Genomic DNA, 23,033 nt, shown 5'->3' with positions numbered 1-23,033 from the left:
GAAATGAAATTAAAACTTTTATCTCTGTGTGTTTTTGCTGCCACTGCAAATTGCGCCTATGCAACAACTGCAGATGTAAAGAAAACTTGGGATGTGAGTAGCGAAGTAGGTGCTATCATCACAAGTGGTAACACTAAAACCACAACGCTCAAAGGTGGTATTAAAGCCAAGCATAACCTAGAGAATTGGCACAACGAGTACAAGCTTAGCGGTATTTACAAAGAAGATGAGATAGAAAACGATGCAGGTGAGCGAGTTACCGAACGTACAAACGAAAAGTACTCGCTATCAACGCAAGGAAACTACAAGTTAAGAGAAGATCATAGCCATTTGTTTATTTATGGCTCATATGTATCAGATTACTTTGGTGCATATAGAAACGAAGCTGTGGTATCTGTGGGTTACGGTTTAAGATTATTAAGCCGCGATGATATGTACTTAAATGCAGAAGTTGGTCCGGGTATTAAACGTTTTGAACACCACAACAACAGCTCCGCGTTAGATGATAATGGCAACTCTCTAGCGGGTCAGTCAGAAAATGAAGTGATAGGTGTTGGTAAGTTGGATTTTAATTGGCAGCTATCAGAAAATGCACGCTTTACTCAGTTGGTTGCTGTTGAATATGGTGATAGCAATACTAAAACGACTGCTGAATCTGCATTAATGACCAAGATAAATGGCTCATTACAAATGAAAGTCGCTTATAACGTTATTCATAACTCAGATGTTGCTACTGAAAAAGATAATACAGACACTGAAACATCACTAACCTTAGTATACAGTTTCTAATCTGTTAACACTTTTAAACATAAATGGGGCCTAAGGTCCCATTTTTTTTAGATGAGAAATACTGTATCATTCGTCGGTCAAATCGCGCATTCATTTAAGGGTATATTCGTGAAGTTAAGTAAATTAACTGTCTTTTTTGTTCTGTTTTCACTTTTTGTGTTCAATGTTGTGAGCGTGCAAGCTGCATCGCCAAGTCCTAAGCAAATGGAGCAATTTAAAAAGCTACCGAAAGCTCAGCAAGAAGCGCTAGCCAAAAAATATGGTTTTGACATGAAAAACCTAGGCAAAGAAGGTAAAAACGACAAAGAAAACGGCGCTGAAAATGACGACTTTCCGACAACGATAGAAGAGCGTGCTAAGAAACAACTCGAAGAAGAAGAGTTTGAAGATAGATATAAACCTAAGAAGCTTGAACTAAAGCCGTTTGGCTATGAGCTATTTGCAGGCGAACCGACAACATTTATTCCAACAGAAATCGCAGCGATCCCTGATACGTATTTGGTGGGTATTGGTGACAATATCAAAGTTAATTTATACGGTAAAACAAGCGAAGAGTACGAAGTTCAAATAGATAGTGAAGGCCGTTTAGCTATTCCAAACTTGGCCCCTGTGCATGTTGTAGGACTATCTTTTAAAGAGCTGAAGGTTCTGGTAAAGAAGAAGATTGAAGATGAAATGATAGGGGTTAGTGCCTTTGTCAGTATGGGTGAGCTCAATGCAATGCGCGTAATGGTTGTTGGAGAAGCCTATAAACCCGGCAGCTATACTGTGTCACCACTTGCAAGTGTTACACACGCATTATTTGCCGCAGGTGGAGTGAGCGAACTAGGTTCACTGCGTAGTATTCAAGTTAAGCGTGGTGGAAAATTGGTAACAACATTTGATCTATATGACTTACTGCTTGAAGGAAATAGTGCCAATGATGTGGTACTAAAGCCAGGTGATGTTGTATTTGTTCCTCCTGCAACTAAAAAAATTACAATAAAAGGTGAAGTTAATAGACAAGCTATTTTTGAGCTAAAAGAGCAAGATGATCTAGACATCGTGCTCGCAATGGCTGGTGGTTTAAAGGCCAATGCGAACAAATCGAGAGTTGCAGTATCTCGATATAATGGCGATGGAAAACGCATTACTCTAAATTACGACTTTACTCACAAGGGCAGTTATAAACCAAAAGATGGCGATGAAATTACTGTTAATGCTGCATCAACACGCTTACAAAATACAGTTACGGTTGTCGGTGCTGCAACCAATCCTGGGCATTATCAATGGCGTAACGGTAAAACGCTTCGTGAGCTTTTCGCCAGCCCGCGTGAAGATTTATTGCCAATAGCGGATTTCAATTATGGCTTGATTGTTCGTGAACTTAATCTAGATGGAGATATAGAAGTACTGCAATTCTCACTTCAAGAAGTATTACTTGATAAGGAAGTTAATGTAGAACTGAAGTCGAATGACACTGTTGTTATTTTTAGCCGTTATGAGCTCAAAGAAAATGAAGAACAAATGCTCTCTAACCTAGCCTACAGTCAAGAGCAACTTGCATTGCGCGAGAACGTAAAACTGTGGGAACAATACGAGAAAGAAGAATATTTAAAATACATTGGTGTGAAGAACGAAGAGTTTAACTTTGAGGAAGAAGAAGAGTTAATTAGCAGTATAGCTGCGCTTTTTGAGCAGCCCGATAAGATAGAAGATGAAGATTATGCGGTCTTTAGTCGTCAAAATTTATTAATGCCTATCATTGCCAAGCTCAAACAACAGGCTAGTGCATCAGCACCAGCTCAACTTTTTGCTGTTAATGGTGAGGTTAAATACCCAAACATTTATCCGCTACCTAAAGAGCCTAGTTTTAAAAAGGCCGTGAATGCAGGTGGGGGATTCTTAGAGTCTGCTTATCTCGATAAAGCTGAATTAACAAGAATTTATTATTCTGCGGATAAGCGTGTCGAGCATATTGAATTTAACGCCAATGAGGCGCTGAGAAGCTCGAAACTAAAGATTATGAATAATGATGCCGTGATGATTTTTCCGAAACCGCATTGGCAAGAACGCTTGGAAATTAAAGTCGTTGGCGAAGTTCAATTTCCAGGAACGTACACATTTAGTCGTGGAGAAACACTAGAAAGTGTTTTAAAGCGAGCTGGTGGCTTTAGTGAGTTTGCACACAAAGAAGCTGCTATATTTACTCGCGAGTCCATTAAGCGCAAAGAAACGTCGCAATTACAGCGTTTAACGCAGAGTTTGCGTAGAGATATTGTTACCAACACGTTCCAAAAAGATTCAACCAATAATATGCCATACGAAGATATGGATAACATCATCAAGGATCTATCTCAAGTCAAAGCGTTGGGACGTTTGGTTATCAACCTAGGTGAAAAGTCGACTCAGGATTTAAAGCTTGAAAATGGTGATGCGCTCTATATTCCAGCCAAACAAAATGCTGTTAATGTGATCGGAGAAGTGCATTTTGCTTCAACTCATTTATATGATCCAAATAAAGATGTGAGTGAATACATCAGTGCCAGTGGAGGCTTAAAACAAAAAGCTGATGCTAATCGCATCTATATCATCAAAGCCAATGGTTCGGTGATGATACCAGGTAGTTTAGGATCATGGTTTGCGGTTAATAACCAAGCCAGTCAGCTCTCACCAGGGGATACAATTGTTGTTCCGTTGGATACCGAATATGTAAATAGCTTAGAACTGTGGACATCTGCGACACAGATTATCTATCAACTTGGCTTGGCTGCAGCTTCTATTTCAAGACTAGATTAGGGTAATTAGGGGTAAATTGATTTGGAAATTAACGAAGCAATGGTTATTAAGCGTCATGAAGTTGATTTAACAGAAATTTTGTCTGCATTATGGCGCGCAAAGCTGTTAATTGTTTTTATCTCTCTAGTGTTTTCAGTCGCGGGCGTTTTTTATGCTTTGTCGCTACCGAATGTTTACAGAGCAACTGCAATATTGGCACCCGTTGAAAACGAACAAGGGGGCATGTTGTCTGGGTTAAAGTCTGAGTTCGGTGGTCTAGCTGCAATGGCCGGGGTTAATCTTGGAGGTGGAAAGAGTAATAAAGCCGGACTCGCTCTACAGATTTTGCAAAGTCGCGCATTCTTAAATGCCTTTGTTGAAAAGTACAATTTAAAAGCTAAGTTGTTAGCTGCGCAAAGCTGGGATTTGCCAAGTAACTCAATTGTTTACAAAGAAAAATTGTATGATGAAAAAACAGGTAGCTGGCGTAGAGAGGTTAAACCTCCAATGCAAGTGGAGCCTAATCCCCAAGAAGTTTTTGAGCATGTAATGAAAAAGAATATCTCGGTTGTAGAAGAGTCTGATAAAGGCATTGTGAAGCTTTCCGCTTCTCATTATTCGCCCGAATTAGCGAAATTTCTAGTCGATCACTTAGTACTCGAAATAAATCAATACATGAAGCAAAATGATATTGCTGAAGCTGAAGCAAAAATCGCTTATTTACAGAGTACGTTACAGGAAACGGTTGTTGCCGATATGCAACGTATATTTTATCAGCTTATTGAACAGCAAGAACAAACTAAAATGTTAGCAAAAACCCAAGCACAATATGTATTTAAAGTGATCGACCCAGCGATAGAGCCACAAAAGAAGGATGCTCCTAAACGAGCGTTGATTTGTATAGGATTTAGTTTCTTTGGGTTTATCTTGGTTGTGGCTGTGGTTTTGTTCAGACACTTTGTTACGAACAAGGCCAAATAAGCTGACAAAGATAAGTGTTATAAAGTGTTATCGACAATTTTGTTTATAGGTTAAACGCGCTATAATCTCGCGTTGGAATTAGTTATTCACTGAGGATATGTGGATCTGTATGGTCATTTTTTTTGCTTTTTTTGCATCCTATTGCACTATTTTTATGGTTAAACCGTTGGCTGAAAAAGTCGGGTTGGTTGATGTGCCATGTAGTAGAAAGAAGCATGTAGGGGCGATCCCATTAATTGGTGGAGTCTCAATTTTTCTCGCTGTTCTTATCTCTATCTTAGTGTTTCTCCCGTTAGAGAAAAGACTAGTGGTTTACTTGGTCTGCGCAGCTGCAATAGTATTACTTGGTGTAGTTGATGATTATAAACAGCTTGGGGTAAAAATTCGCTTGTGTGTTCAAGCAGTAGTTGCATTACTTATGATGTGGGGCTCTGATGCTTATATCCACAATCTTGGTAATCTGTTTGGTTTTGGTGATATAGAACTCGGGCTGTGGGGGATACCCTTCACCGTTATTGCTGTTATTGCCGCAATTAACGCGTTTAATATGATTGATGGTATTGATGGTCTTGCTGGGGCTATGAGTATCACTACTTTCACTGCAATTTTATTCTTAATGGCTGTTAATGGTGGTGAGTTAAGTGTGCTCCCTCTAATTATTATTGCCACCATAGTTCCTTATCTTGCCTTTAATTTAGGGATAAAAGGGCATCGCAACAAAAAAATATTTATGGGTGATGCTGGCTCGATGTTCATAGGCTTGAGTGTAGTGTGGTTGTTGATGATTTCTACCCAGTCTCACACCAATAATGCCTTTAGTCCAGTTACCGCATTATGGATAATAGCGATCCCCTTAATGGACATGATGGCCATTATCATTAGGCGAGTTAAAAAAGGGCAGTCACCATTTATGGCTGATAGAGACCACTTACATCACGTTTTTATGCGTATAGGGTTTAGTCCAAGACGCGCACTGGCTAGTATCACATTCTTTGCTATATGCTTAGCTAATGTCGGTGTGGCTGGGCAATTGTTGAATGTTCCTGAATGGGGAATGTTATTAGTGTTCTTGTTGGTGTTTATTTGCTACTCTGCATGTATTCAGCATGCGTGGCGAGTGGCCAGGTTTTTGAGAAAATACGTGTTCGTTAAGAAATAAAAACGAAAAAAACTTTAGTTAATAGAAGTATAAATATGAACAAACAGAAACAAAATGGCTTTACCATGATGGAGCTATTGATAGTCATTGTTATCTTAGGTTTATTAATGTCTCTTGTTGCTCCTGATTTTTTTAAAAGGTTAAGTTCATCAGAAAGGAAAATCGCTGCAGCTCAAATGGCGGCCTTTGAAACGGCAATCGATACATACCGTTTAGATGTTGGTAGTTACCCTAGTTCTTTACAAGATTTGAGATCTAGCGATGTAGCTAGATGGGATGGTCCTTATCTGCCCAAGGATGTGCCAATGGACCCTTGGGGCAATGCATATGTGTATAAAGTACCCGGCGATAATGGTGCTCCCTATTTATTAAAATCTTTAGGTGCCGATGGCCAAGAAGGTGGCGTAGACGTTAACGCAGATATTATTCATCAGTAATATTATGGAACTTAATCAATTACTCGTTGAACGCTTCGAAATAAGCGTATTAGATATCGAAAAGGCTCTTTCATACCAACAAAAGTTTGGTGGTAGAATTGAACAAATTCTAATTAATATGGGGAGCCTGCCTGAAGATCAGCTAGTCGAGCTTTATTCTGTGTACCTCGAGCTTCCAGTCCTTACCGCTGAACAAATAGAGGCTTTTGATAGAGTTGATTCTAGCGCTTTCCCTGAGCTGGAAATATGTTTAGAGCACGGCTGGATCCCTTTATCTGCTGAAAGTAAAGTTTGGACATTCGTTGTATCAGATCCGTTAAATCCTGTCATGAATGAATGGCTATTTAGCCGAAATATTCAGCCTAATCTTATTTTGGCATCAACATCAGATATTAATTTACTGGCTTCAAAATTCGGCGCTGCGCAAGAAATTGACAATGAATTATACAGCGCTGAAGAAGAAAAACTAAAGGAACTAGCAACAGAAGCACCAGTTGTTAACTTGTTAAACTCTTTGATTAGCAAAGCGCTAAGACAGGGAGCTTCAGATATGCATTTGGAGCCCTATGGAGGCCGCTACCGGGCAAGGTTTAGAGTAGACGGCGTACTACATGAAGCCGACACCATACCAGCAAATAAGCAGCTCCCTATTGTTACGCGTTTAAAAATTCTTTCTGGTATGGATATTGCTGAGCGTAGACGTCCGCAAGACGGCAAAATAGAGATGAAAATTGCCAATCAAGAAGTTGATATTCGTGTTTCTGCTTTGCCTCTCAATGATGGTGAATCTATCGTAATGCGTTTTCTTAGAAAGGAAAGCGTTAGGTATGAAATGTCTGTGCTAGGGCTATCTCAAGATATTGAGCAACGCATTCGTGAGGATATCAAGAAAACGGCTGGCGTTGTATTATTGACCGGTCCAACAGGCTCAGGTAAAACAACCACTCTATATACTTTTTTGAATGCGTTGAATAACGACGATGTAAAGATTATTACATTAGAAGACCCGGTTGAGTATCAACTTGAAGGCATCAATCAAGTTCAAGTTAACAGTGAAATTGGTTTTGATTTTGCAGCTGGTTTGCGTTCAATTGTTCGTCAAGACCCAGATGTTATCATGTTAGGTGAAATACGAGATAAAGAAACGGCGCAAATCGCATTGCAATCTGCACTAACAGGTCACCTAGTATTTAGTACAGTTCATACTAATGATGCAGCCAGCGCTTACACTCGTTTACTAGATTTGGGTGTTGAAGAGTTTTTACTAAATGCGGCGCTTATTTCTGTTGTAGCACAGCGATTGGCACGTAAAGTATGTGATGGTTGCTCAGTTGCACACCCAGACAATGAACGACTAATTAAACAATATGAATTGGAGAGTATTGCAGCTAAATTTGGCTTAGCGTCTATCAACCTTCGCCATGGTACTGGTTGTGAGAAATGCGGCAATACAGGTTATAAAGGTCGTTTAGCTGTCACTGAATATTTGGCTTGTGACGACACTATCAAGAGCATACCTAAAGATGCTGATTTTATTCAAAAAGCCAAATCGCATAATGCAAGTAGAATGCGCAGAACTTTGTTTGAAGATGGACTTTATAAGGCTATTTTAGGACAGACAACAATTGAAGAAGTTGTTAGGGTTGCTGGTTAGTGGCTATGTTTGATTACAAAGCGTTTGACTCTATGGGAGGGAAATGCAATGGCCAAATAGAAGCTGATAGCGTCGTACTCGCCCAACAACTGTTGGAAAAACAAGGGCTATTGCCATACGAACTTACAGAACAGCGCTCAACAAAAGCAGGTTTTCGCTTATTTGAAGAACGTGTCAGTTTAGCTGATCTTGAATTTGTTACTTCTGAGTTAAGCTTGCTACTAGCAACGGGAATTCGTATAGACCGAGGTTTGGATATCATCCGTAAAACTAAGGCTAACCCCGCGTTAGCAAAGCTGCTTGCAGATCTCAGTCAAAGTTTAAAAAAAGGAAGTAGCTTATCGCAAGCGTGTAAGGCGCATCCAAAAGTGTTTGACGGACTTTATTGTAATCTTATTGAATTGGGTGAAGCATCAGGAGATTTAGCCAGTACATTTGCCGGATTATCGAAAGATTTGAAGTTCAAAAGAGACTTAAAAAAACGAATAGTTAGTGCAATCACCTACCCAATTGTGATCTTTTTTGTTTGTGTGTTAAGCATCTTTTTTATTTTTAACGTTATTATTCCGAAAATGGCTGATATGTTTGCAAATGTTGAGCAGTTGCCTTGGTATACACAAGTAATGTTGGGAGCGAGCGCTTGGTTTAATCAAAACCAGTCTATGCTACTAATTAGCTTAATAATAGCTGCCGCTGTTGGATACTATGCAAGCCGTCAAAGCAGAGTTGTTTCGTGGTGGGACCGTGCAGTTTTAAAATTGCCGATTGCAGGTACTGCAGTAAAAACGGTGGAACGTATCAGGTTTAACACTGGCCTAAGCTTAATGTTAAAAGCGGGAGTACCAATTGATAGAGCATTGGAACTTGCAACTGGCAACATTAGAAATGAACAAATGCGCGCTGAATTAGAAATAGCTAGAAAGAAAGTTAAAAGAGGTAATCAATTAACTCCCTCTCTAAAACAATCATCACTATATCCGCCATTTTATATTTCTTTGCTAGAAGTAGGTGAAGAGTCAGGAAAGCTTGAAACTGTATTTGATGAAGTGGCGAGCCGCTCAAGGCAAGACTTTGAAACTTGGACTGATAGGGTGACTTCATTATTAGAGCCACTCATGATCCTATTTATGGGGGTATTTGTTGGTGGCGTTGTTGTAGTGATGATGCTCAGTATGATCTCATTAAATGATGTAGGCTTTTAATTTTGAAAAGCATGCGTGGCTTTACAATGATAGAGTTGCTAATTGTACTTACGATCATGGGGCTAATTATGGCATTAGTCGCGCCTTTATCGTTGCATGCGATTAATCGAACTGAAGCAAAAATGGAGTTGGTTGAAGTGAAAAATTGGCTGAGAAACCGCTCTAACAAAGCCTTTTTAGAACAACGAGATTACCAGGTTATCCTAAACAAAAACGCTGCTGTCGTTTTTCTCGGTGCGTCAACAATAGAGAGTAAACAGTTTAAGTACCTAGAGTTTCCTAAACAAGAGTTAACGTTAAACCGTTTTGGTATGCTTTCAACTGGGAGTGTGTCAGCAAAGTACCTCAAGCAAACTTTACAAATTGAGCTGCAGGATAATGATGCATCTTAAAAAAGGCTTTACGCTCGTTGAGTTGTTGGTATCTGTTGTTATTCTGTTATCGGTAATAACTACCGTATCAATGCTATATCGTGGTGCATTTATCAGCTCGGAAAAGGCCACTAAATATATTCAATTATCTACCGCAATAACAGGTATCCTCGATAATATCAGGTTTGAGATCCGCCATGCCCCATTTGAACAATCTACACTAGAAGGTGCGGGGAATAATGGTGGTGTTTCATATCAGTGGAAAGCCACCATCATTAAGGAAAAACAGTATTCGACATCGGCCACCTCGAGTGAATTTGGGCCTATGAGGACCTCAACTAATCAATACAAGTTATGGCAAGTTCAGCTACAGGCTGAGGCAAAGGGATTAACGCGTCAATATCACTTCAAAGAGGTAAATTGGCGTGATAGGTAGACACAAAGGTTTTACGCTCGTTGAATTACTGATTTCGATTGCTCTGTTAAGTTTAGTAATGGTAACAGGCACATTTGCCTATTTTCAGTTTGCTAGTCGCTGGGATAAAGAGCTTGGCGATTTTCAGCAGCAAGCACAAACTGCAAAATCAATAGTGCAACTTGAACAAGTGCTAAAAGGCATCATCCCCTATGTTATACGTGACGAACAAGGTAAACCGACATTTTTATTTATAGGTTCTGACTCTAGGCTGATGGCTGTAACAAATAATGGCTTGAATACAGCTGGGCCAGAAGTATTCAGATTGGCCGTGCAACAGCATGCGGGACAATCTCGGTTAGTTTATCAATCAGCCTCACTTGAGAATATAGTATTAACTTCAACCGAACAGTCAATTGACTTTACTAATAAAAAAATATTACTGGATGACTTTAGGTACCTTGAGTTCAATTATTTTGGCTGGGAAAACCTGACATTAAAAGCAAAGAGAGTACCGGGTACTTCGGCGCAGTGGTTTAGTGACTACAAAGCGAAAGAGCGAGAGATATCCCCTGAATATATCACATTGAAAATTGATGATATTACTATATCTGCGACGCTTGATAATGAACCAAGTGCTTGGAAAGGGCATTTCATTAAAACTGGTGGAATATTTTAATGCAACAGGGGATCGCTTTATTACAAGTGTTATTGATCTCTGCGGTACTTAGCCTGCTGGGGCTCTTTATTACTAAAACAGCGAGGCAGCAAGTGGCAATATCCACCTCTTTTGACGCGCGAGCGCAGGCTGTGGTAGAAAATTATGATGCTGAAGCAACGTTGCTTTTTGGGCTGTTAACTGAGTCCAAGTCTCCGACCAGACCATTTTCTCAAGATCTTTCAATTGTCACAGAACATTGGAACTTTTATGGTAAGCCGTTTCAATATAAAGAGAATACAATTGTTACATTGCAAGACATTCGTGGTTTGCTAAGCATAAGTTACCCATCAGAGCAGAGATGGATGCGTGTATTGACGAAACAGGGACTAAACGACTATGATGCTCAGCGATTATTGAGTCGTATAAAAGATTGGCAAGACGTTGATCTAGTATCTAGGTATATGCAGCCTGAATTAAATAATAAAAATGGTATCATACAAGCTTGGTCTGAGCTTGCGCACTTGGGCATACCAAATTCAATACGTGAGTACTTGGCCTTAAACGCTACTTTTTATAGAGGTGCTACGTTTAACCCAATGACCGCTCCAGACAGTTTGATAAGTAAATTATACGATGCCCCGCTAGTTGAGCAGATTATTAAAATGCGTAATAGCAGAGAATTAACGCCCGATTTGTTTTCGTCTTATACCGGCGTTCAAGAAAGTATGAGCCTACTTCTGTATCCATCTAACAATTATAAAATAACACTTGAGAGCGAAGTGGGTGGAGCTCGAGTGCGCAGAACACTTTACTATTTATTGGAGCCAAGCTCGTCAAAGCCCGTTAACTTAGTGGCTTCAGAAGGTTGATAATCATATGAGTGAAAATGTATTACGGGTATGGCAAAAAAGGCTTTTGTGTAACCTAGTGAGTTACTACAAAGATGGTAATCACTACCGATTTGAAAATAAAAAAAATGAGTGGCACCTAGTTGAGTCAGCAACACCGAAGTTGATTCAAGTTGTAGCTAGAGAGCACTATAGTGAGCAAGTGGATAAGTTGCCTGTCACAGAACAAAAATCAATAAGTAGCTTGTTAAAACTGCGAAAGCAAAAGCATGAGTCACAATGTTACGCAGCGCAAGTTAGAGCAAAGGAAGATAGTGTAACCTTGCTTAATAGTTGGCTATTTGACACTAAGCTAGATGGATCGCTAATTGTATTACCGGAATCGCTATTAATCGCTCATAACTTATCAGATACTGAAGTTTTGCTCGTAAACGATAAATATTTTTTAGCAAAACGTAATAACGTCATTTACTCAGCTGCTAAGTTCGGCTTGGTGAATTCAGTGGAGCGCTTTGCTAATACCGTAGGTATTCGTTATGAATCAGAGAACGAGCTGCACTCAGAAGCGTCGCTGATTAAGCGATTAGTTGACTCTATTTATCCTGTTCTGATGAATTATATAGCCGTATTTTTTCAGACTAAGGGAGTGAATTTCTATCGCAGCGCCTTTAAAAAGTCAGGGCTATTAGTCGCTGGAGGGTGTGCAGCTTATATTGGGTTAAGCAGTCTGTATTTGTTTGCGCAGAAAAGCTACTCGCAATCAAAGCTAATAGATAATCAAGCTACTATCAACCAAGCGCTTGCTACCTTTGCTGATTACGAAACCCGCAAGAATAGTGTTGAGCAATGGCAAAGCATTTTTCAAAAAATGCCCAAAATTTCTCCAAACTTGTTGATATTAGAAAGCTTACGAGCAAAAGCAAATATTGAGAGTATTCAATATAAAGGCGAGCGTTTTGTTGTTAAGGGAAAAAGTACAAATTCTATTTCCGTGCTTGAGTCTTTGAGCCAATTTAACTGGGTCGTTGAACCTAAGTTCGATTTTCCGGTAAGAAGCTATCAAGGAACAGAGGAATTTGTGATCAGTTATACCGTCGCCGCGGATGCGCATAAAGCGATGTATAACGCTAATAAACATTTAGAAAATGATCAGGTGGCAGAAAGTAATGGTTGAACAGCTAAAAGAGTACAAGCTACTGTTAGGTATTTTATTACTTCTAGCATTACTTAAATTCGCCATTGTGCCGATTGTCAGTTGGCAACAAGAGCACGTTGATGCAATCGCTCAAATACAAAAACGTTTATCAAAAGCGCAGCAAGTGACAGCACAGATGGAGCAGATCGATGTCGCAAGCCAGCGAGTATCGGCGTTTCAAAGTGAATATGAAAATCTTTTTTTCGATTGGGAAGATTCTTCAAAATTTAGAATAAATACGCAAAAAATGGTCAATCAGTGGCTAGCTGACAATGAGCTAGCCACCATAAACATAGGTTGGCAACCTGCTTTAAAATTTGAATCGGCGGCCTTACACAGAGAACAGATGCGCCTCAATATCTCAGGTAACGTTAATAAACTTGGAGAATTTTTAACGCAACTTGAATCTCATAAACCCATTGTGGCAATTGAATATTTTGATATGGGTATAAGCGAACTAACAGTCGAGCAGTCAGGTACTGCGCAGGTAAGTTTGTTGCTGTCATTTTATATGCAAGAGGAGGCAACAAGTGAGTAAAGGGTACTTTTATTTAGCTTTGTTGATGCTATCACTTTTTGCGCTTGATGCTTTAAGCCGATTAAATATAAATGTCGATATAGATAGCAAACCATTTTTATTAGGCGACTCGACAACTGGGGTTTTTCCGTTATTGTCTAATGAAAGTCGCGATCTGATTCAAAAGACGCTAACTAATCTAGCAGCCCCTGAGAATAACTCGGAGCCAAATGCACAGCCAGGGATGAGCTTAGCGGAACAAGCTAAGCAAACAGGAGAGCTAACAACTGTTTTTGCCCAAGATAAAAAACTAAAATTAAAGGCGGTGGTTCAATCATCCTCCTCGGCTTATGCTTTGCTAGAGATTGCTCAAATCAAAGGAGGCGCTAGTAAGCTCAAGCGCTTTAATCAAGGTGCAAATATAGAGGGATACACCTTGAATATCATCTCAAGTACCAAAGTGGAATTAAGAAAAAACGCACAGCTGATCACGCTGATTATGTATCAAAGTACGAAGCAATAACGACGACGGAAAAACTATGAAACAAGCTCAAAAAATCTTACTCGGTTTTATTGTCACAGCAGGACTGTCGGCATGTAATTCAGTGCCAAACTCTGTTGCAGTAAATGGTTCGTACTTACAAAAAAGTAATCAACTAAAGGTGGCTAACGACTCTCAGACGCAGACCAAAGAAGAAGCCCAAGCTGAGTCTAAGTCTAATGAGTTAGTATATCTGCCAGCATTACCCGATGGTAAAGTTACCCAAACGACTCAGCCAAATTTATCACATCAGTTCAGTGATACTGAGCAAGTAAAACTGACTGCAGATAGCTTGAAAGTAAAAGACTATCTCCATTATGTATTTGGTGACCTGTTGGGTGTTAATTACATTATTGGTGATGCGATTACGAGCAGCGATGATGCGATTACCATTAATTTAAAAGAACAGCTGAGCAAACGCCGACTATTTTCGATAAGCCAAGACTTACTTACCGAGCGCGGTATTGTAATTCGCCAGCAAGATGATGTTTTTTATATTCATCCATCTGAGAACGCAACAGGCGGAAATGTTGTTTATGGCTATGGCAACAAGGTAGCAGATGTACCAAATACGGCAAATACCATCATACATCTCGCGCCGTTTAAAAGTGGCATGCAAACGCCATTGGCTAATACGATTAGGCAAATGACGAATGTAGATGCACAACCTTTATTTGATCAACATGCCATTATGTTCAAAGGGAAACGTGCTGAGGTGGTTAGAGCGCTAGAGTTTATGCAAATGATGGATAAACCAGCTTTTCGTGACCGTCATATTGGTATGTATAAATCGGTATTTATGCCCGCCAAAGAGCTTAGTCAAAAACTTGGCGAGCTTTTAAAGCAAGAAGGTATCACAAGTAATAGTTCTGGCTCTACAGAACAGGCTGTGAGTATGGTCACAATAGAAAGAACTAATAGCTTGGTTTTTTTCACTAATAACGATGCATTTTTACAACGTGTGGCATTTTGGTCTCAGCAACTAGATCAGCCAGCTGACAGTAATGAAAAACAATATTTTATTTTTGAACCTGAGTTTGCACGTGCAGTAGACTTGGGGCTAAGCTTACAAAACTTGTTGGGTGGAGGAAGCAATTCAGGATTAAACCGCTCAACATCGGTCAGTAATGAAACGCAAGAGCAAAGAAGTACAACGACAAACAACGTGAACGCAAATATTTCGGTGAACAACCAAAATTTACGTATGGTGGTAGATGAGCGCTCAAATGCGATTATTTTTCATACCTCAGGGGCAGATTATCGCAATATTCTCCCGCTTGTAAAAAGGCTAGATGTAATGCCTAAGCAAGTTGTATTAGAGGTGTTAATAGCTGAAGTATCGTTAACTGATGAATTTAGTCAAGGCGTAAAGTTTGCTTTAGCGAATAACCGAACGGGGCAAACGGGCTACTACAATATCGGTGGTAATACAGCCAGTGGTCTAAATTATGTATTAGAAGGTTTGACTGGCAAGCTGGATATTCAATTATTTGAAAAAAACCAAAATGTGAATGTGTTGTCTCGCCCCACTATTTCAGTGCGTGATGGCGTGGAAGCCAGTATTGCTGTTGGAGATGAAATTCCGACTACGGGTGAAATTGTTACCGACCCTGTAAATGGGTCTAGAACCTCGGTGGTGTATCGTGAAACAGGTATTGACCTTAATGTGACACCGACAGTGAATGCGCAAGGTGTTATCTTAATGGAGATTGAGCAGGAGATCAGCAATGATGCTTCAGGCGATGACTCAACCCAAGGGCAGCCAACCATTTTTAAACGTAAAATAAAAACGGAAGTGATAGCGGCGGATGGCCAAACTATTATGCTCGGTGGCTTGATTAGCCAAAATAACAGCATTACCGATACCGGCGTTCCATTTTTCTCTGACTTGCCGATTATTGGCCGTTTATTTGATGGTAAAAAAGATACCAAGTCAAAAACGGAGCTTGTGGTTATGGTTACGCCTCGTATTGTTGAAGCTTCAGAGCAGTGGCAGGGTGTGATGGACGCATTTCAACAAAACTTAACCAGCCTAGATTTTGATGAAAAAACTCAGAATTAAGTGTGGAAATAATGTCTTAGATAGTCACAATATTGACATATGACTAGTCTAACTTATTATTATTAAGTTATGTAACCATCTAAAATTACGTTTTTTAACAATTGAAAACGATTAAAAAATCAACGCCTTAACTCATCATAATGAATTTACGGTATTGATTTTTTTGATGTTTTTTTTTGCAAGGCTCTTAGAGCCTCTTATAATAGAGTTAACGCTTAGTTTTTGCATAGTTAACTGCTTGACAATGCACTAACAATGTTTAGACTAAGCATGGATTTGATCGGAATGTCACTTAGGTGACGGCCTAACTGAATGATCAAATAAAAGAAAAATAGGAACGTTTATTGTTCCCGTTTCATGAAACTTTGGAGAATGGAAAACATGTTCAAAAAATCTCTACTAGCGCTAGCTATGGTTGGTGCTTCTACATCTGCTTTAGCAGTTACTACTTCGATTTCGACAACTGCTGGTACGGCTGCTGCACCTGGTGCTGTAACTACTACTACTGCAAATATATCTGTTGAAGGTATGGTTGCTAACACCGGATCTGTTTATGCTGACACTAACGTTACTCTTTCGTTAAATGCTCAATACACAGTTGGTGACACTGTTACATTTAACATCAGCGGTTCAGAGTTTGCAGATACTAACTATACATTAGTTGAAGTAAACGCAGTTAACGGTACAAATGTAGTTATTGCTGCTCCATCTGCAACATTCGGTTTCTTGAATGCAACAGCAAACGAGCTTAGCTTCCGTGTTACAGCAACTGGCACAACAACTGTAGGTAAATTCTACCAACTTCGTGCAGCGGGTGCAGCTAATGGTTCAAGCACTATTGGTGTAAGCATTAAGCTAGCTGATTTAGCTGACAAAGCAAAAGCAGATATCACAGCGACAGCTAAGACATCAACAGGTATCGTTATCGACTCAGCGGCAACTACAGCTGCGAATACAGCTACTGCATTTGTTGGTGCTCAACAGTTCAAACTTACACCTACAGCAGCTAACGGTACTGTTGACGTTGCTCAGCTTCGTACAGGTTTCGTTAAGAATGCTGGTGGAGTTGAACAGGTTCCAGCTCCTACCTTCACATTCACTGATAACTCAGTAGCTGGTTGGATTCAAGCGATTGCTGATGACAACTTTGAACTAACTCTAAACGGTGATTTCACTGGTGTTGATTCAATCAATGTTGGTGCAGCTGCAACTGACAAGTTCACAGTTTCTGGTAACACAGCTACGCTTAAAGGCGCAACTGCTCTTACTGGTAAAACAATCAACTTTGTAATGCCTGCTGCGGCTAAGCGTGTAGCTTTAACTGCACCTCAGTCAATCACCTTTACAGCTGTTGTTAAAGAAGGCACTTCTAAAGCGACTACAGTTGCTGACAAAGCATTAGTTTCAACTTGGTCACTAAACGGTGATTCTGAGTACTCAGAATTTGTACCTTTCCAAGAAGATTTCGCTCGCGCAATCACAGTAACTAACAATGGTACTGTTGAAGGCGACATCATGGCTGAAATCTTCGCTGGTGGCAAAATGGTTGCTGCTAAGAAAGTAGGTACTGCTAGTAAATACACAGTAACTGACGTATCTGCTGCTGTTGATGCACTAGCTAAAGAAAACTCAGTAACTGGTTATGCTGGCGTTCGTATCACTACAAACGCACCAGCTTCTAACATCGACGTTAGCACTATTTACTACAGCAAAGCTGACAAAGACCGCGTTAAAGTTAACTAATATTGCTTTAATAAAGTTTGAAAAGCGAGCCTATGGCTCGCTTTTTTACTTTTACGCAGCTAATAGTTTTCATGCCGTAAGGACACAAGTTTCTAGGTACTAACTTTTATTTAAATACTAATATACTTTCTAAAGTGGCTGCGCTTATGTAAACTATTACGGTTGTAATAAAACGCTGAGCGGAATGTGAAATACCCAATAGTAAAACCTTTTCTCCCTGATCTTTTGCATTATCAATCACACATATCTGATATATTCCAGCGCAATTGGCTTACCAACAATGGCCCCTGCGTCGAAATGCTCACTGAGAAATTAAAAGGATATTTAGGTGTAGAGCATTTGTTGTTGGTTGCTAATGGTACCCTAGCATTACATGTTGCATACCAAACTATGAGTATTACTAAAACCATTACTACCCCTTTTACATTTGCAGCAACATCTGGTGCGCTGCGGTTGCAAAATATACAAATGCGCTTTAGCGATGTATGTGACAAAACATTTAATTTAGATCCCAAAAAAGTAAAAGAGCAAGACTTAGAATGGGCTGACTCACTTGTTCCTGTTCATGTGTTTGGTAATCCGTGTGATGTAAATGCAATACAAAGTTTGGCCGAAAAATATAACTTAAAAGTGATTTATGATGCCGCCCACTGTTTTGGCAGTGAGTACCAAGGTCAATCACTGCTTAACTTTGGTGACTGTGCAACATTAAGCCTACATGCAACAAAAATGTTTCACTCGGTTGAAGGTGGCGCGATTATATTTAAGCATCAAGCTGATTTTGAAAAAGCAAAAAAAATCATTAACTTTGGGCAAAACCAGTCTCAGCTTCCCGTGTTAGTTGGCACGAATGCTAAAATGAGTGAAATGCACGCAGCAATGGGCTTGAGTGTGTTTGAAAGCGTTGACCTTATCATGTCACATCGTAGGGCGTTACAACAAGAATATATAAAGCAGTTAACTGAGTATGTCGATTTGCAAGAGCATGCAATCGGCGCAGAGTTTAATGGTGCTTACATGCCAACATTACTCAAAAATCAGGATGAGCTTTTGTATTTAAAACAAAAATTGGAAGATAATGGTATCCAGACAAGGCGTTATTTTTACCCTTGTCTAAGCGACCTAGATACTTATGCAAAATCTGTGGCAATGCCAAATGCTCGCTCTATTTCCTCACGTATTTTATGCTTACCTATGTATTATGATTTGAGTTTTGAAGACGTAGGCATTATCTGTAATATTGTTAAATCTATACTTACAAACTTCCGACAAAAAGTATGAAAAATAGTCCTCACTATAGTGATTCTGAATTAAGCTCTTTAGGGTTTAAGCAAGTTGGTCAGCGTTGTTTAATATCACGCAAAGCGTCATTTTATGGCATTGAGAGAATAGTGTTAGGTGATCACGTTAGAATTGATGACTTTTGTGTTCTATCTGCTGGAGCGAAAGGAATTGAAATAGGAAACTTTGTTCACATTGCTGTTTTTTCAAGCCTAATAGGCGCGCAGAAGATAACGTTATGTAACTATGCAAATATATCATCTCGGGTCAGTATTTATTCGAGTTCCGATGATTATAGCGGCGAGTATATGACGAATCCTATGGTTCCTGCGGAGTATACTAATGTCAAACATGGGCCTGTTTATATATCAGAGCATTGCATTATTGGTTCTGGGGCTGTTGTACTGCCCGACGTTACCATTTATCAGGGCGGGGCAGTTGGAGCGTTGAGTTTAGTGACTAAGGATGTAAATGCATTTACGGTAGTTGCGGGGACGCCAGCAAAAAAAATCAAAGATCGTAAAAAAAACTTACTTAGTTTGCAAAAGCAACTTGAACAACAATAGCTATGCTTATTCATATTTTTTCAGCGTCACCACATCACTATTTACCAATGAGAAAGTTTTGCATTGATGCAGCCAAGGGAATAGAACAGCAATTTTGGGTGCCAGGTGAAGGGCTTGGCTCTAAGGCTGGTTTTCGTGAATACGGAACTAATAGAGAGCTCTTAGACATGCTGCGCAATTGTAATGATTCAGCAAGGTTTGTGTTTCATGGTCTATTTGATCCAAATTTGATTCGAAACTTGATGGGTTTTCGCCGACTAGCTGATTCTGTTTGCATTATTTGGGGGGCTGAGTTGTATCGTTATAACACAAAGCTCTCTCTAAAAGGTAGAATAAATCGTTTTATTCATAGCCTAGTATTAAAAAAGTTTCACCATGTCTACTCCTTAAACCATGGTGATGCGAAGCTATTAGAGCGCTTTTTAGGTGTAAAAAAAAGCAAAGTTTTACCCTATCCATTGATCGACTTTTCTTACTGTAATCAGAAAGCTTTAACCTCTTCTAGGCTAAAAATAGTGGTTGGTAACTCTGGAGCGCCAAGTAACAATCATATTGCGATATTCGAAAAGCTTGCTTTAGTAAAGGGGCTTAAATGTGAATTGATAGTCCCACTTAACTATGGGGGCGATGCTGACTACATTGAAAAAGTAATTCAAATTGGAAAGCTGTTATTTGCGGAACGTTTTAAACCGATTATCAATATGCTTCACAAACAACACTATGATGAGCTATTGAGTAGTGCCGATATGCTTATATTTGCACATGATAGACAGCAAGGGTTATATGCTGTATATGCAATGTTGATGATGGGAAAACCAATATTTTTAAACTCACATACAACTTCCTATAAAGCCTTAAAAGAAATAGGCTTTAATCTTTTTGATTTTACAGATTTGGATAGCTTCTCCTTTAATATGCTGAATGAACTAGCTCAGAGAACGGATGAAGAAAACCAAAGGTTGATGAGTGAAAACTTTACGGAACAAGCATTACTTCCTAAGTGGAATAAAATGTTTATGGAGTTAGCTGGGAAATGAGTACTCCCTTACCCATATTCAGAAGTATTTCATGGAGTGCTATCAACACGGTAATCAAGACTGCATTACAGTTGCTTCAGTTTATTATTTTGGCAAGAGCTTTACCTGCTGAATCTCTAGGTTTGTTGGCTTTTATTAGTATTTTTGTCAGCTTTTCTCAAGTTATTGGTGATGGTGGTTTATCTAATGCAGTGATTTTTTTTGACTCCTTAAGTAAACAAATAAAATATCAGTTATATACCTTCGGGTTGATTGTGGGAACGGTTATTTCGGTTGTTAGTCTGAGTCTTTCTTCCTGGCTGGGATTGTTTTTTGGTTTACCTGACTTAGAGCAGTTTTCTTTATTAATAGTTGCTATCATCTTTATTAGAATATGTACAGCTCAACCAATTGCACTATTACAAAAAGAGTTAGAGTTTAATAAGATTGCGTTAATAGAAATATCATCACAGCTACTTTGCTTTATTACAATTTGTATCTTGCTTTGGAGTGGTAAGGGGGTAAGTAGTGCTATTTATGGTCAATTAGTACAAGCTGGCGTTGTTTTTTTTCTGTGCTTAATTATTCAATCGTCATCCATTGGCATATCACTACCTAGAGAAAAGGAACTAAAAGAGCCAATTAAATACGGCTGCTACCAGATGTTAGAGAGTATGATTGGTCTTTTTAGCCGTCAGTTTGACCAGCTGATTGTACTAAAATTACTTGGTAAAGAGGTTCTGGGGATATACAGCTATCTAAAAGATCTCATTGGTAAGCCAATGTTGCAATTAATTAATCCAGTGGCGAGTCGTGTATTATTTCCTATTTTAGTTAAAGCACCAGAGAATGAGATAAGCACTTATTATAAGAATGCGTTGTTATTGCTATGTATGATAAATATCCCTTTGTATCTTGGGGTTGCTTACTTCTCGGAACTACTGCTATCTGTGGTTCTTGGGGATAATTGGGCACAGTATCATTTAATTGCCAGTTTGTTCGCATTTACTTATTTAATCATGTCGATCATCAATCCCTGTGGCAGCCTATTACAAGCTGTTGGGGCTGTGAGACGATCATTTTATTGGAACTTAGCTGTCACGACGTTGCGTATTATCGTAATTACTGTTACAGCGCCAATTGGATTGACCTTCATGTTAACCTCGTTGCTTTTATTGCAGGGTTTTATTCTCATAGTCCATTGGTACTTTTTGATAAAGCCAAGTATCGGTTTAGGTATGATTGATTTTTTTAAACCCCCAATTTTTATTTTGCTATTGTCATCTTGCTCGCTAATGGGAGTTTGCTTTTTTGGGGTGTTTATTGATGTACCGATTTTGATAGAGATTAGCGTATTTTTGGGTGTTAACAGTGCACTCATAGTATTCATTTCGTTACGATTTTACGGCTATTTACAAAACAGACTATAGGTCTTTGCTCTTGCTTGAATTTTGAATAGTTCGATGCGGGGGGAAAAAATTTGATTGGTTTTTACGTAAGCCTCGTCATGGTAATAAGAGTCGAATTCTATCGTGTTAGAAGAGTTGTCAGTTCACTGACGAGAAATGGTCAACATATAGTAAGTTGCAGTTTTAGTGCGGAGGCGAGTTATTCTATGGTCTTAAATAGAGCTGTTTTAATGGGAAATACAATGTTAATGGCTTGTTTGGTTGTTTTAAAAAGGGATCTAAGTGAACGAATTTCCTAAGATAGTAATTGGTATTCCAACTTATAAACGGCCAGAGGGCTTAACAAAAATCCTTAATTCTATTTTACATTTGGATGTATCTGGTCTGGCGGTTTCCATTGTCGTTGCTGAAAATGACTGCAACGAGTTGGCTGGGTTTAATGTTGTTACGTCAATTAAACCTCATTACGCTCTTCCTCTATATACAATTAAAGTTGAGCAACGAGGTATTTCATTCGTTAGGAATGCACTACTTGATAGTGCTTTTAATGTACATAAAGCTGACTATCTTGTTATGGTTGATGACGATGAGTGGGTAGAGACGAATTGGCTACAAGCATTGGTCGAAGCACAAAAGAAGTTAGGGTGTGAGGTCATAGGCGGTATTGTGCTTGCGGAGTTTGAAGGAGAGCCACCAAGTTGGACGACTGAGCTTCCTATCTACTTTCCGAAGCAGCACAGGGAAACAATAGAAATAGACTTACTAGAAAGTACAGGTAGTGTACTGCTACATAAGAGTGTGTATTTCGACTTTAACCAGCAGCGATTTGATCCGTTTTATTCTATCTATGGTGGTGGTGACAAAGAATATTTCACAAGATTAAAAACTCAGGGGATAAAATTCGGGATTGCACATCAAGCAATCTCTCACGAGTTATTTAGTGAGTCTCGAGTAACTAAAGGATGGGCTCTTGAACGAGCGTTTAGGATTGGAGCCGCTGAGATGCGCATTATCGTGTTGCATCATGCTACTTTTAAACGTATGACAGTTGAGCTGAGCAAAATAGTACTGGCACTAATCTTTGGTTCTATTATTTCCTTATTACCTAGTAATTATGCAGGTAAAAAAATGAAAGGAAGGCTCTTGGTTGTACGTCAAATCGGTAAAATTAATGGCTTGTTTAATCGACAAAAGCCAGTTTATGAGAAAGTGCATGGTAAATAGCGTTGTCATATCAGTTTCTGATATTACAGAAAACTCTAATTAAACATGTCTCATGTTAAGGGATGTGGACAGTAACTCATTGCTCAATATGATGATTTAAACCTAAAGTGCTACAGTCATAAATTAAGCACATCAAATTTTCGCTTCCCTAAGTTTGTTTACAAATAAGTACACTTCTAGCAGTACCAAACTAAAGTGAAATGCC

The 23,033-nt window shown here is 39.2% G+C and carries 21 protein-coding genes; all 21 read left to right on the top strand.

Annotated features, from left to right (window positions below; translation table 11 throughout):
• The first annotated feature begins 3 nt into the window (after nt 1–3).
• The 21 genes from HC733_RS01645 (at nt 4) to HC733_RS01545 (ending at nt 22,828) form a co-directional block, all read left to right on the top strand.
• Nucleotides 4–789, top strand: coding sequence for a DUF481 domain-containing protein (locus tag HC733_RS01645; protein WP_190363319.1), 786 nt, complete (start codon nt 4–6; stop codon nt 787–789).
• Nucleotides 790–897: 108 nt separating this feature from the next.
• Nucleotides 898–3,567, top strand: a complete 2,670-nt coding sequence (locus HC733_RS01640; RefSeq protein WP_446727608.1) for an SLBB domain-containing protein — start codon at nt 898–900, stop codon at nt 3,565–3,567.
• A 21-nt stretch (nt 3,568–3,588) separates the two neighbouring features.
• Nucleotides 3,589–4,527 carry a Wzz/FepE/Etk N-terminal domain-containing protein gene (locus HC733_RS01635; protein WP_238937400.1) on the top strand — a complete coding sequence of 313 codons (939 nt, stop codon included), beginning with the start codon at nt 3,589–3,591 and terminating at the stop codon, nt 4,525–4,527.
• 109 nt (nt 4,528–4,636) lie between these two features.
• The gene (wecA, locus tag HC733_RS01630) at nt 4,637–5,686 is read left to right on the top strand and encodes a UDP-N-acetylglucosamine--undecaprenyl-phosphate N-acetylglucosaminephosphotransferase (protein WP_238937399.1); all 1,050 of its coding nucleotides are present in this window, start codon (nt 4,637–4,639) and stop codon (nt 5,684–5,686) included.
• Nucleotides 5,687–5,721: 35 nt separating this feature from the next.
• Nucleotides 5,722–6,123, top strand: coding sequence for a type II secretion system major pseudopilin GspG (gene gspG / locus HC733_RS01625; protein WP_190363316.1), 402 nt, complete (start codon nt 5,722–5,724; stop codon nt 6,121–6,123).
• Between the two features lie 4 nt (nt 6,124–6,127).
• Nucleotides 6,128–7,777: a GspE/PulE family protein gene (locus HC733_RS01620; protein WP_190363315.1), complete on the top strand. Its 1,650-nt coding sequence runs from the start codon at nt 6,128–6,130 to the stop codon at nt 7,775–7,777.
• Nucleotides 7,778–7,782: 5 nt separating this feature from the next.
• A complete protein-coding gene (locus HC733_RS01615) occupies nt 7,783–8,979 on the top strand; it encodes a type II secretion system F family protein (RefSeq protein WP_194709935.1) in 1,197 nt (398 codons plus the stop codon).
• Between the two features lie 11 nt (nt 8,980–8,990).
• Nucleotides 8,991–9,371, top strand: coding sequence for a type IV pilin protein (locus HC733_RS01610; RefSeq protein WP_446727607.1), 381 nt, complete (start codon nt 8,991–8,993; stop codon nt 9,369–9,371).
• Entirely contained in the window at nt 9,358–9,786 is a 429-nt protein-coding gene (locus HC733_RS01605) for a PilW family protein (RefSeq protein ID WP_190363312.1), read from the top strand. Before HC733_RS01610 ends, HC733_RS01605 begins: the two co-directional genes overlap by 14 nt.
• On the top strand, nt 9,776–10,444 hold the full coding sequence (locus tag HC733_RS01600; protein ID WP_190363311.1) for a prepilin-type N-terminal cleavage/methylation domain-containing protein: 669 nt from the start codon (nt 9,776–9,778) through the stop codon (nt 10,442–10,444). Before HC733_RS01605 ends, HC733_RS01600 begins: the two co-directional genes overlap by 11 nt.
• Nucleotides 10,444–11,295, top strand: coding sequence for a type II secretion system protein GspK (locus HC733_RS01595; RefSeq protein WP_190363310.1), 852 nt, complete (start codon nt 10,444–10,446; stop codon nt 11,293–11,295). Before HC733_RS01600 ends, HC733_RS01595 begins: the two co-directional genes overlap by 1 nt.
• Before the next feature lie 7 nt (nt 11,296–11,302).
• Nucleotides 11,303–12,448 carry a hypothetical protein gene (locus tag HC733_RS01590; protein WP_190363309.1) on the top strand — a complete coding sequence of 382 codons (1,146 nt, stop codon included), beginning with the start codon at nt 11,303–11,305 and terminating at the stop codon, nt 12,446–12,448.
• A complete protein-coding gene (locus HC733_RS01585) occupies nt 12,441–13,007 on the top strand; it encodes a hypothetical protein (RefSeq protein ID WP_190363308.1) in 567 nt (188 codons plus the stop codon). The genes HC733_RS01590 and HC733_RS01585 overlap by 8 nt, the downstream gene beginning before the upstream one ends.
• Nucleotides 13,000–13,509, top strand: a complete 510-nt coding sequence (locus HC733_RS01580; protein ID WP_190363307.1) for a hypothetical protein — start codon at nt 13,000–13,002, stop codon at nt 13,507–13,509. Before HC733_RS01585 ends, HC733_RS01580 begins: the two co-directional genes overlap by 8 nt.
• 16 nt (nt 13,510–13,525) lie before the next feature.
• Nucleotides 13,526–15,589 (top strand): secretin N-terminal domain-containing protein, encoded by a 2,064-nt coding sequence (locus tag HC733_RS01575; protein WP_190363306.1) that lies wholly within the window; start codon nt 13,526–13,528, stop codon nt 15,587–15,589.
• A gap of 381 nt (nt 15,590–15,970) precedes the next feature.
• Nucleotides 15,971–17,332 (top strand): hypothetical protein, encoded by a 1,362-nt coding sequence (locus tag HC733_RS01570; protein WP_190363305.1) that lies wholly within the window; start codon nt 15,971–15,973, stop codon nt 17,330–17,332.
• Nucleotides 17,333–17,518: 186 nt separating this feature from the next.
• Nucleotides 17,519–18,613, top strand: coding sequence for a DegT/DnrJ/EryC1/StrS family aminotransferase (locus tag HC733_RS01565; RefSeq protein WP_190363304.1), 1,095 nt, complete (start codon nt 17,519–17,521; stop codon nt 18,611–18,613).
• Nucleotides 18,610–19,179: an acyltransferase gene (locus tag HC733_RS01560; protein ID WP_190363303.1), complete on the top strand. Its 570-nt coding sequence runs from the start codon at nt 18,610–18,612 to the stop codon at nt 19,177–19,179. Before HC733_RS01565 ends, HC733_RS01560 begins: the two co-directional genes overlap by 4 nt.
• Nucleotides 19,180–19,181: 2 nt before the next feature.
• Entirely contained in the window at nt 19,182–20,216 is a 1,035-nt protein-coding gene (locus tag HC733_RS01555) for a TDP-N-acetylfucosamine:lipid II N-acetylfucosaminyltransferase (protein ID WP_190363302.1), read from the top strand.
• Nucleotides 20,213–21,625, top strand: a complete 1,413-nt coding sequence (locus HC733_RS01550) for an oligosaccharide flippase family protein (RefSeq protein WP_274602006.1) — start codon at nt 20,213–20,215, stop codon at nt 21,623–21,625. The genes HC733_RS01555 and HC733_RS01550 overlap by 4 nt, the downstream gene beginning before the upstream one ends.
• Before the next feature lie 261 nt (nt 21,626–21,886).
• Nucleotides 21,887–22,828 carry a glycosyltransferase gene (locus HC733_RS01545; RefSeq protein ID WP_190363300.1) on the top strand — a complete coding sequence of 314 codons (942 nt, stop codon included), beginning with the start codon at nt 21,887–21,889 and terminating at the stop codon, nt 22,826–22,828.
• Nucleotides 22,829–23,033: the final 205 nt, after the last annotated feature.

This window comes from Pseudoalteromonas sp. S16_S37, from assembly GCF_014694405.1.
GTDB lineage: Bacteria > Pseudomonadota > Gammaproteobacteria > Enterobacterales > Alteromonadaceae > Pseudoalteromonas.
Note: the sequence above shows the minus strand (reverse complement) of the source record. Positions and strands in the feature narration are given on the sequence as shown.

Bases quoted from the DNA above. Each gene is read 5' to 3' on its own strand.
- HC733_RS01560 (WP_190363303.1), top strand. From the start codon at position 18,610: ATGAAAAATAGTCCTCACTATAGTGATTCTGAATTAAGCTCTTTAGGG.
- HC733_RS01595 (WP_190363310.1), top strand. From the start codon at position 10,444: ATGCAACAGGGGATCGCTTTATTACAAGTGTTATTGATCTCTGCGGTA.
- HC733_RS01605 (WP_190363312.1), top strand. From the start codon at position 9,358: ATGATGCATCTTAAAAAAGGCTTTACGCTCGTTGAGTTGTTGGTATCT.
- HC733_RS01620 (WP_190363315.1), top strand. From the start codon at position 6,128: ATGGAACTTAATCAATTACTCGTTGAACGCTTCGAAATAAGCGTATTA.
- HC733_RS01610 (WP_446727607.1), top strand. From the start codon at position 8,991: ATGCGTGGCTTTACAATGATAGAGTTGCTAATTGTACTTACGATCATG.
- HC733_RS01590 (WP_190363309.1), top strand. From the start codon at position 11,303: ATGAGTGAAAATGTATTACGGGTATGGCAAAAAAGGCTTTTGTGTAAC.
- HC733_RS01555 (WP_190363302.1), top strand. From the start codon at position 19,182: ATGCTTATTCATATTTTTTCAGCGTCACCACATCACTATTTACCAATG.
- HC733_RS01575 (WP_190363306.1), top strand. From the start codon at position 13,526: ATGAAACAAGCTCAAAAAATCTTACTCGGTTTTATTGTCACAGCAGGA.
- HC733_RS01550 (WP_274602006.1), top strand. From the start codon at position 20,213: ATGAGTACTCCCTTACCCATATTCAGAAGTATTTCATGGAGTGCTATC.
- gspG (WP_190363316.1), top strand. From the start codon at position 5,722: ATGAACAAACAGAAACAAAATGGCTTTACCATGATGGAGCTATTGATA.
- HC733_RS01615 (WP_194709935.1), top strand. From the start codon at position 7,783: ATGTTTGATTACAAAGCGTTTGACTCTATGGGAGGGAAATGCAATGGC.
- wecA (WP_238937399.1), top strand. From the start codon at position 4,637: ATGGTCATTTTTTTTGCTTTTTTTGCATCCTATTGCACTATTTTTATG.
- HC733_RS01570 (WP_190363305.1), top strand. From the start codon at position 15,971: ATGTTCAAAAAATCTCTACTAGCGCTAGCTATGGTTGGTGCTTCTACA.
- HC733_RS01585 (WP_190363308.1), top strand. From the start codon at position 12,441: ATGGTTGAACAGCTAAAAGAGTACAAGCTACTGTTAGGTATTTTATTA.
- HC733_RS01645 (WP_190363319.1), top strand. From the start codon at position 4: ATGAAATTAAAACTTTTATCTCTGTGTGTTTTTGCTGCCACTGCAAAT.